Annotated in this window: 5 protein-coding genes, 4 tRNA genes and 1 rRNA gene; 4 read left to right on the forward strand and 6 right to left on the reverse strand. The window is 50.2% G+C overall.

The genetic code is table 11. From position 1 onward, the window contains the following. Positions 1-222 precede the first annotated feature (222 nt). Positions 223-1,791: ribosomal RNA gene (locus WCV72_02815) — 16S ribosomal RNA — on the reverse strand. A gap of 287 nt (positions 1,792-2,078) precedes the next feature. Between WCV72_02815 and WCV72_02820 the strand changes: the two genes are divergently transcribed. Together WCV72_02820 and WCV72_02825 are read left to right on the forward strand one after the other, a co-directional pair. Continuing rightward, entirely contained in the window at positions 2,079-2,330 is a 252-nt protein-coding gene (locus WCV72_02820; GenBank protein ID MFA6458300.1) for a hypothetical protein, read from the forward strand. A gap of 89 nt (positions 2,331-2,419) precedes the next feature. Next, positions 2,420-2,495 (forward strand) — tRNA-Lys (locus WCV72_02825). A gap of 247 nt (positions 2,496-2,742) precedes the next feature. Here the strand turns inward: WCV72_02825 and WCV72_02830 are convergent. Both WCV72_02830 and WCV72_02835 read right to left on the reverse strand, forming a co-directional pair. Then, positions 2,743-2,817, reverse strand: a tRNA-Cys gene (locus tag WCV72_02830). A gap of 117 nt (positions 2,818-2,934) precedes the next feature. Continuing rightward, positions 2,935-3,011: transfer RNA gene (locus tag WCV72_02835), tRNA-Ala, on the reverse strand. 165 nt (positions 3,012-3,176) lie between these two features. Between WCV72_02835 and WCV72_02840 the strand changes: the two genes are divergently transcribed. After that, positions 3,177-3,264, forward strand: a tRNA-Leu gene (locus WCV72_02840). 181 nt (positions 3,265-3,445) lie between these two features. Here the strand turns inward: WCV72_02840 and WCV72_02845 are convergent. Then, positions 3,446-4,036 carry a transposase gene (locus tag WCV72_02845; protein ID MFA6458301.1) on the reverse strand — a complete coding sequence of 197 codons (591 nt, stop codon included), beginning with the start codon at positions 4,034-4,036 and terminating at the stop codon, positions 3,446-3,448. A 198-nt stretch (positions 4,037-4,234) separates the two neighbouring features. On the opposite strand from WCV72_02845, the gene WCV72_02850 reads away from it, so the two are divergent. Further along, positions 4,235-5,479 carry a DEAD/DEAH box helicase gene (locus tag WCV72_02850; protein MFA6458302.1) on the forward strand — a complete coding sequence of 415 codons (1,245 nt, stop codon included), beginning with the start codon at positions 4,235-4,237 and terminating at the stop codon, positions 5,477-5,479. Between the two features lie 566 nt (positions 5,480-6,045). Here WCV72_02850 and WCV72_02855 read toward each other — a convergent pair. Together WCV72_02855 and WCV72_02860 are read right to left on the reverse strand one after the other, a co-directional pair. Further along, positions 6,046-7,338: a hypothetical protein gene (locus WCV72_02855; protein ID MFA6458303.1), complete on the reverse strand. Its 1,293-nt coding sequence runs from the start codon at positions 7,336-7,338 to the stop codon at positions 6,046-6,048. 49 nt (positions 7,339-7,387) lie between these two features. Beyond that, positions 7,388-8,659 (reverse strand): hypothetical protein, encoded by a 1,272-nt coding sequence (locus WCV72_02860; protein MFA6458304.1) that lies wholly within the window; start codon positions 8,657-8,659, stop codon positions 7,388-7,390. Between the last annotated feature and the right edge of the window lie 24 nt (positions 8,660-8,683).

Genomic DNA, 8,683 nt, shown 5'->3' on the forward strand with positions numbered 1-8,683 from the left:
ATTAAGAATTAAAAATTACCCTACAGAGACTTGAAAATTCGAAAATTTTGCACGGCTAAAACCTCGAATTAGTTTCGAGGCTTGTGTTAGTAATGTCCAAAATGTAGCGGGAAAATTGCCTCACTCCATTACTGAATATGAGGACTTAACCCAACCGAAGTTGAGTTTCGATCATAACTAGTGATTAGCGGCTAAAAGCCACTCACTAATTTAACTCCCTAGAAAGGAGGTGATCCATCCGCAGGTTCTCCTACGGATACCTTGTTACGACTTAGCCCCAATCAAGAGTTTCACCGTGGTCCCTCGTTACCGAGAGCCTTCGGGTGCCCCTCTCTTTCATGGCTTGACGGGCGGTGAGTACAAGACCCGGGAACACATTCACCGTATCATGGCTGATACACGGTTACTAGCGATTCCAACTTCATGGAGGCGAGTTGCAGCCTCCAATCCGAACTGAGGCCGGCTTTATCAGGATTGGCTCCCCCTCGCGGGTTGGCTACCCTTTGTACCGACCATTGTAGCACCGGTGTCGCCCAGAACATAAGGGCCATGCTGATCTGACGTCATCCACGCCTTCCTCCGGCTTAGGGCCGGCAGTCTCGTGTGAAAAAGTAACACACGACGTGGGTTGCGCTCGTTTACGGACTTAACCGAACACCTCAAGGCACGAGCTGACGACGACCATGCAGCACCTGTCACCGAGTTCTTTGCAGCACTCCCGTATTTCTACAGGATTCTCGGGATGTCAAGTCCTGGTAAGGTTCCTCGCTTATTATCGAATTAAACCCGATGCTCCACCGCTTGTGCGGGTCCCCGTCTATTCCTTTGAGTTTTAATCTTGCGATCGTACTCCCCAGGCGGATTACTTAACGCGTTAGCTTGGACTCGCAAAGGGATCGAATCCCTCGCAAATCGAGTAATCATAGTTTAGGGCGTGGACTACGGGGGTATCTAATCCCCTTCGCTCCCCACGCTTTCGTCCCTGACCGTCAGTGTCGACCCAGTACGCTGCCTTCGCGTTTGGTGTTCCTCCGATTATCTACGGATTTTACCCCTACAATCGGAATTCCACGTACCCCTGTCGAACTCTAGAAATACAGTTTCCGGAACGCTTTCAGAGTTAGGCTCTGAAATTTCACTCCAGACTTACATTTCCGGCTGCGGACGCTTTACGCCCAGTGATTCCGGATAACGCTTGCACCTCTCGTATTACCGCGGCTGCTGGCACGAGATTAGCCGGTGCTTATTCGTGTGGTTGACTCAAAAATTTGCTCCCACACAAAAGAGGTTTACATTCGTAAGAACTTCATCCCTCACGCGGTGTCGCTCCATCAGACTTTCGTCCATTGTGGAAGATTCTTTACTGCTGCCTCCCGTAGGAGTATGGGCCGTGTCTCAGTCCCATTCTGGCTGGTCGATCTCTCAATCCAGCTACCCGTCATTGTCTTGGTAAGCCATTACCTCACCAACAAACTGATAGGCCGCAGGCCCCTCCGATACCGATAAATCTTTACCCCGTAGGGACTATCGAGTATTAATCCGGATTTCTCCGAGCTATCCTCGAGTATCGGGCAGGTACCAACGTGTTACTCAGCCGTCTGCCGCTCCCAGCACCTCGTCTTCGACTCGGTAAATTCCAAATCCCAATTTCCAAATCCCAATAATTGGAATTTGGTGCTTGGAGGTTGGAGCTTACTTTTTCTGTCAAAGAAAAAGTGCTGGGCGCTCGACTTGCATGTATTAAACGCACCGCTAGCGTTCATCCTGAGCCAGGATCAAACTCTTCGTAAAAACGAATTGTTACTTACTCGAAAGTAAGAAACGCCTCGTAAAGAAAAGTTTGTGTCGGAACCGAAGTTCCAACAAAAATTTTAAATATAGATCCCCATTTTCATGGGGACATGTTTTCCGAACCATTCGGAATCCTTTTCCCGCTACATTTTGAATACTAACTTATATTTTTTGCCGAGAAATCAAGGAGCAACGCTCGCCTCTCAGGAAGAGCGCGCTAAAAAAGCCGATGGAGTTTAATCGCGTCGATTTGGAAAGTCAAATCTTTTTTTTGCTAAAATGTGGACATGCTTTCTAAAATTTTTTGGTCGCTGCTGATGCTCGCAGTCAGCCTCGGACTCATCATCAAAACCAAGCAAGTGAAAGATTTCACTGGCAACTTCAGCTTCGCTGAAAAATGGTTCGGCATCGGCGGAACCTACTCGTTTTTGAAATTGCTCGGCGTACTCATCATGGTCGCAACATTCCTCTGGCTCACCGGTACGATTGATCGCATCGTCCCCGACTTCCTGAAAAATCCCGGCATCACGGCACAATAATTTGGCAGGCAAAAGAATGACGCGTAAAATCCGCGAACTGGATCAGTAGTCCGCCACGGCGGACAGTCGGCTCCAGGCAAGAAGAAAATGGATCGGTAGCTCAGCTGGTAGAGCAGTCGGCTCTTAACCGAAAGGTCCTGGGTTCAATCCCCAGCCGATCCACCATTCTTCGCCCCGCCAAGCGGGAAGGTTTTGGATTGGTGATTGTGCTGGAGGTGAGAAGCCAGTCAGCACGAGCACCAATTAAAAAATAATCTTTCCGGCGCGCGCCGCAGTAAATGCGAAGCATTTGCGTCAATAAATATCAAACAAGCACAAACTCTGAGCCAGCTTCAATCCCCAGCCGATCCACCAAATAGTTGGTAGTTGGTAGAAAAAAACTAATTACTACAAACTAAAAACTATAAACTATTGGAGGCCACGCCCGGATTTGAACCGGGGAATGGCGGTTTTGCAAACCGCTGCCTTACCACTTGGCTACGTGGCCGGGATAGTTTTTAGTTAGTAGTTAATAGTTGATAGTTGATAGTTAATAGTTTGGTTTTTTTACGCACTGCCCTCCTTCGCCAAGGCTTCGGAGGACATTCTCCGCTAGCGCGGAGAATGGTGGAGCTGAGGGGATTCGAACCCCTGACCCCCTGCTTGCAAAGCAGGTGCTCTAGCCAACTGAGCTACAGCCCCATTTAGTTTTTAGTTTGTAGTCAATAGTTTGTAGAGCTACTACCAACTACAATCTACCAACTACCTACTTTAAAAGAGCCGGGGAATTTTACCCGAAAACTTTTAGCTTTGCTAAAATCACTTCACCAAATTTTCAATATTAAATCCAAAAATTTTAAATTGTTTGCCGGGGTGGTGAAATGGTAGACACGGGAGACTTAAAATCTCTTGAGGGTCAAACCTCGTGCGGGTTCAAGTCCCGCCCCCGGCACCAAAAACCAAGTTTTCGCCACAGGCGAAGTTTTGGTTTTTTGGCGTGGGGTGAACGCGAAATCGCAAAGGAACAAAACCAAAAAAAGCACGAGCGTGACGGCGCGCGCCGCGATGGAATTTTGTTTTTCGCAAAACTCGCAGCTAGCTTCAAGTCCCGCCCCCGGCACCAAAATTAAAATAAATTATTTTTGTCCGCCGCGAAGTTTTGGGGATTTTGGATGATGTAATCCCCCCAAAGGGGCCACTTCGTGGCGAATGCGATTTAATTCATCTTCATCACGAACGATGTGATCGTGAAATGATTTTTGCCAATGAAATTTCGTCAGCGTATCCCCGACCGATTTATTAATTCGCCGCGATGAAAATGTTTTAAACCCGCGAATAATTTCAGATAGACCGTGGTGTTTTGTTGGTCGTATTACAGGCGTATGCGTAGGGAATGGTTTGAAACCATTCCCTACCGGACAACCATTCCCTACCCGACAATCCCCCATCAAACCTAAATTATCAATCATCACGATTCCATGAAAATGATTCGGCATCACGCAAAATTCGTCCAACGCCAAATACGGATATTGCGCACCAAGCCATTCCCATTGTTCATGCACGATTTCCCCGCACGCATTCAAAATCATCGCGCCATTTTGAATTTCACCAAATGCGGACTGGCGATCGTGTGTGCAAATCGTCACGAAATATGCGCCGTCCGTAGAATAATCAAATTGTTTTAATCGTTGCGGTTTCCTGTTCGGATGATTTTTTTGGGCTGACATGAACTGAATAAATTTAACCTTCTAAATCACTCTAAATTATACTCACGATCCCCTATCGCCGTGCTGCCTTCAAAAGCAAGCGCGCAAAATCATTTCACGCTAAACTCCGCGCAGCGATCACAACGGATAACTTCAAAAAATTGAATGGTGTCCGTATCCTGCTTGGCGGGATTATCGACTACCCATTTAATTTTTTTTATGAATCCAGCTCCACAACAAACTTTTGACGGTCTCGGCATCGCGCCGGGAATGCTCGCTCGTCTCGACAGCTTGAAGTTCAAAATTCCGACACCAATCCAAATCAAAGCCATCCCGATTGCCATCGAAGGTAAAGATTTGATTGGCATCGCGCAGACCGGCACAGGCAAGACGCTCGCTTTCGGCGTGCCGCTGATTCAGCGACTCGCGGCAATGCCCGCGACGAGTCAAGGACTCGTGCTACTGCCGACGCGCGAACTCGCCGAGCAGGTGCAGATGAGCCTGAAACAAATCGCACCAAATCTCCCGCTCGCGCTCATCATCGGTGGTGCACCCGCACGGCTGCAAGTCGCCGCGCTGCGCCGCCAGCCAAAAATAATCATCGCGACACCGGGACGCTTGATCGACCTGATGCAAGAGCGCGTGGCGAATCTACACAATATCGCAATCCTGATCCTCGACGAAGCCGACCGCATGCTCGACATGGGCTTCGCGCCGCAGATTAAGAAAATTCTCGCAGAAGTGCCGAAGCAAAAACAAACGCTGCTTTTTTCCGCGACAATGCCGACTGAAATCGGCAAGCTCGCGACGCAGTACATGCAGCTGCCGCTGCGCATCGAAGTCGCCGTCTCCGGCACCGCGAGCGAAATCGTCGAGCAAGAAGTTTTCGTCGTGCCACGCGATCGCAAGACGCAGCTCCTCGAAAAAATCCTCACCGAATACCGCGGCACAATTTTAATTTTTTCCCGCACGAAACACGGCGCGCGCAAACTCGCAATTTTGATTCGCGAGATGGGACACACTGCCGATGAGATTCACGCCAATCGCAGCCTCGGTCAGAGACGCAGTGCGCTCGCAGGATTCAAGTCCGGTAAATACCGCATCCTCGTCGCGACCGACATCGCCGCACGCGGCATCGATGTGACAGGAATTGAGCTCGTGATTAATTATGATTTACCGGAAAATCCGGAAGACTATGTTCACCGCATCGGCCGCACCGGTCGCGCCGGTCATGCGGGCAAAGCGATTTCTTTCGCGGCGCCCGATCAAGCGCGTGATGTGAATGCCATCGAACGACTGATTCGCATCCGTCTGCCGCTCAGCAAAACTCCGACAGTACTTCCACCGCCACGCGTGATGCCGCCACAGTCACATGATCGTGCGATGCCGCCGCCGCGCCGCAGTAGTGGTGGTCGGAGCAGCAGTGGACGCAGCAGCAGTGCCGGTGGATTCCGCCGTCGCTAAAACTAAACCGGCAAAAATCGCACATTCTTATAACGCGAACCTCGAAGCTAATTCGAGGCTTGAGCTGTGGGGTAATTTTTAATTTTGTAATTTTTAAATAAATTTCAATTTCTAATTTTTAAAAATTTGTAGCCTTCCGTAAGTTTAATTAACCCACCACTTTGCACTGGCGTGATTTTAGAAAATCCACTGAATGACTCAACGACATGAAAATCAGCCAGCTTACGCAGGCGGATTTTCGGCGGAACTTAAAGACTTAAAGACTTAACAACCCTCCGAACCCACTGACCCATAACCTTCCGAACCTAATGACCACTGACCCTCCGAACCCATGTCCCATGTTGCTGAGTTTCGAGATTCGCGTTTAATAGTAAATTTCGATGACTAGCATTGCCCCGCTTACATGTCTGTTATCTGGATCCCCGCTTTCGCGGGGAAGACAAAAAGGAAGGTAATTCTAATCAGAGAAGTTTTGAGTTTTATTTGAAAATTCTCTCCATGTTCCATGTTCCATGCTTCATGCTTCATGTTGTTGGGTTTCGAGATCCGGGCTACTCAGCTATAAATCACGAATTCAATTCCGCGTGGCGCGATTTTTTGCGACGCACGAGCAGGACAATCACGGTGACGAGCAAGATCGCAATCACGACTCCCCCGCCGATTAGACCGAGTAAAATTAAGTCGATGGCGTTTGAGGAAAATTGGACTTCGGCTGTGAGCGGCGCATCGGCAAAACCGAAAGTCGCGGCCAGCTGCGCTGTGTAGTCACCACGCGGCACGGTTTTTTCTAACCACGGAATCGTAATCACCGCAGTCGAACCGGGCGCGATGTATGCGACATTGTCCGGAATTTGCGGCGAAGCGACGACTTCGTCGTACTCGTTGCGGATTTCAATCACGCCTTTTGGTCGTTCGAAAACATTGCCCGAATTGGTCAGCGTGAGCGAAAAGTCTGTCGCTTTTTCGAGCTGATTGATGACGAAAGAATCAAGCGTTAAACCTTCTTTGATCTCGACTTCCGTCGTCTGGGTGATCGTCGGCTGGTCGGCATAATCCAGCGTGAGCTTCGCGGTGAATTTACCAGGGCGCAGATTGTGATTCCATTCGCCTGTGAAAATGCGTTCACTGCCCGGCAAAACATTGCCGCCGCCGAGATTGAGCGGAATCGTATCCGCGACGACAACCGCACCCGAATCGTTATCGGCATAACTCGCGACTGCCGTAAGCACCTTGCCCGCAGCATCGGTGAGCGAAACTGAAGCGCGCGGTTTTTCGTGGACATTGCCGGCGTTTTGGAAATCGCAGCCGAAAATCAAACCTTTGTCGCTCAGAATTTTTTCATTCTTGAGCGCGAAATTTTTGACCGTACCGGAGTGAATTTCCTCACCACTGACTTTGATGAGAATAAGACTCGGTACAGCCGTTTGAATTTTGATGCCGGTCGTCTCTGTATCAGCGACAGTGGTATACGAAAGCGAAGCGTAACGACCGCCCGGCTCAGCACCATCCGGCACTGTGACTGTGAAATTCACGGATTTTTCGGAGCGCGGCGCTAGCGTGATGGCGTCTTGGTCAAAAGTAATCCAGCCGGAGATATTGCGCGGATCATCCGCTGCGAGATCCTCGACTATCGGATAGCCATCTTCGTCATTTTTCGTGTAAACCGTCAGCTCGGGTTTCACCGTGATTGGGACAGCCTCAGGATTGATGACACGAATCGTCGCCGTCACAGCCGCGCCGGGATCAATGTCAAGCTCGGTACGCACCGGCTTCACGCCAACCGCGAAAACTGTCGAGGCAGTGAGCACACAAGCGGCAAAGCTTGAAAGTGTGAGCGAGAAAGTTTTTGTGAGAGACATTTTAGCTTGTTAGATTATTAGATTATTGGAACATTTAATCATTGAATTATTAGAATGTTGGTAGCGCGACATAAGTAATCGTCCCCTCGTAAGTCCCAGCCGGAATGAGATAATCAACATTGAAAGCGTAATAAATCGTGTGCGTTTGGGAGTTCGTCGGACCGGCGTAGCCGACACCATTCGCCGTGCCATCGTAAAGCGCGAGATTCGCGGCCGTGCCAGCAGCGAAAGCCGCCGGCGTACCTTCCGTTTGTAGCTCGGTTTTGGTCTTAGAATTTTCGGTGGAATTGTAAGCGATGTAACCGAAACGATTTTCGGTTGATTCGGCATTGCCCGCCGTGATTACGGAAGTATTGCCAGCGTCAGTCCCATCGAGTTCTGCCAGCGCAGAATTTTCCGCACCGGCAAGCTTCGCCTGAATTTTGTAGCCTGTATTCGCATTGGTCTTGGCAGTGAGAATTGTTTTTTGGGAATAGTCCTCTCCGCTATCAACGGACGGATCGACATTGAGATCAACCGTCGCATCGTCAATCGTGAGCACGAGCGCCTCGGCGACTGTCGCGCGCACGCGAATGGAATTCGCCCAGCCGAGTGCAGCATAACCCGTCTCGAGCACTTGACCGGCGGAATTTTTCACAGCGATATTGAAAGCGTAATTGCCAGGTCGCACCGGCATTTGTAATTTATGTGTCGAACCAATGTTGAGTGTGACGGCTGCATTCGCATCCGCGAAAGCGCCATCAGCGGTGAGCGTGATCGTCTGCGCTGCCGTGTCAAAAGTCTCGGTCGCGGACAGCGAACCGGTCGACTCCAGTGTCGCGGAAACATCGCTCGCCGTGAGACTCGCGAAATTAGTGAAATCTTCCGGCACGGAAATCACAATCTGATCGCCAGATTGAATCACATGATCACCGCTTTCGAAAACGACTTGCACGCCCTGCGCGAGCTTGCGCACGGTCTCGCCGGCTTGGTGCGCCGCAGCAGTCGTCGCGGTGAAATTAAGTGTCGTCGCGCGTGTCATCGCGGAAATTGAATCAGCGGAAACAGTCGTGAGTGTGAGGACTTCATTGCCAATCAAAACGAGATCGCCACTCGCAAAGCCCGTCCCACTCGTGAGCGTCGCCGTCGTCGCGTCAGCGGCAAGATTGCTGGCAAGCGTCGTCGCGACTTCGGACGAGATCGTCGCAGTCGGTTTGCCGCTCGCGCCACTGCCCGTCAATTCGTCAGCCGCGGCAGCTGTCAAAGACAACGACGCGCCAAAAAATACGAGTGCGCTCGCGAGTGCGAGGAAGCGAGTGCGAAAATTGATTTTTTGAGTCATAAGTTTAGATTTTTATTGGAGCGG

Source organism: Patescibacteria group bacterium, from assembly GCA_041665585.1.
Classification (GTDB): Bacteria; Patescibacteriota; Gracilibacteria; order JAHISY01; family JAHISY01; genus JAHISY01.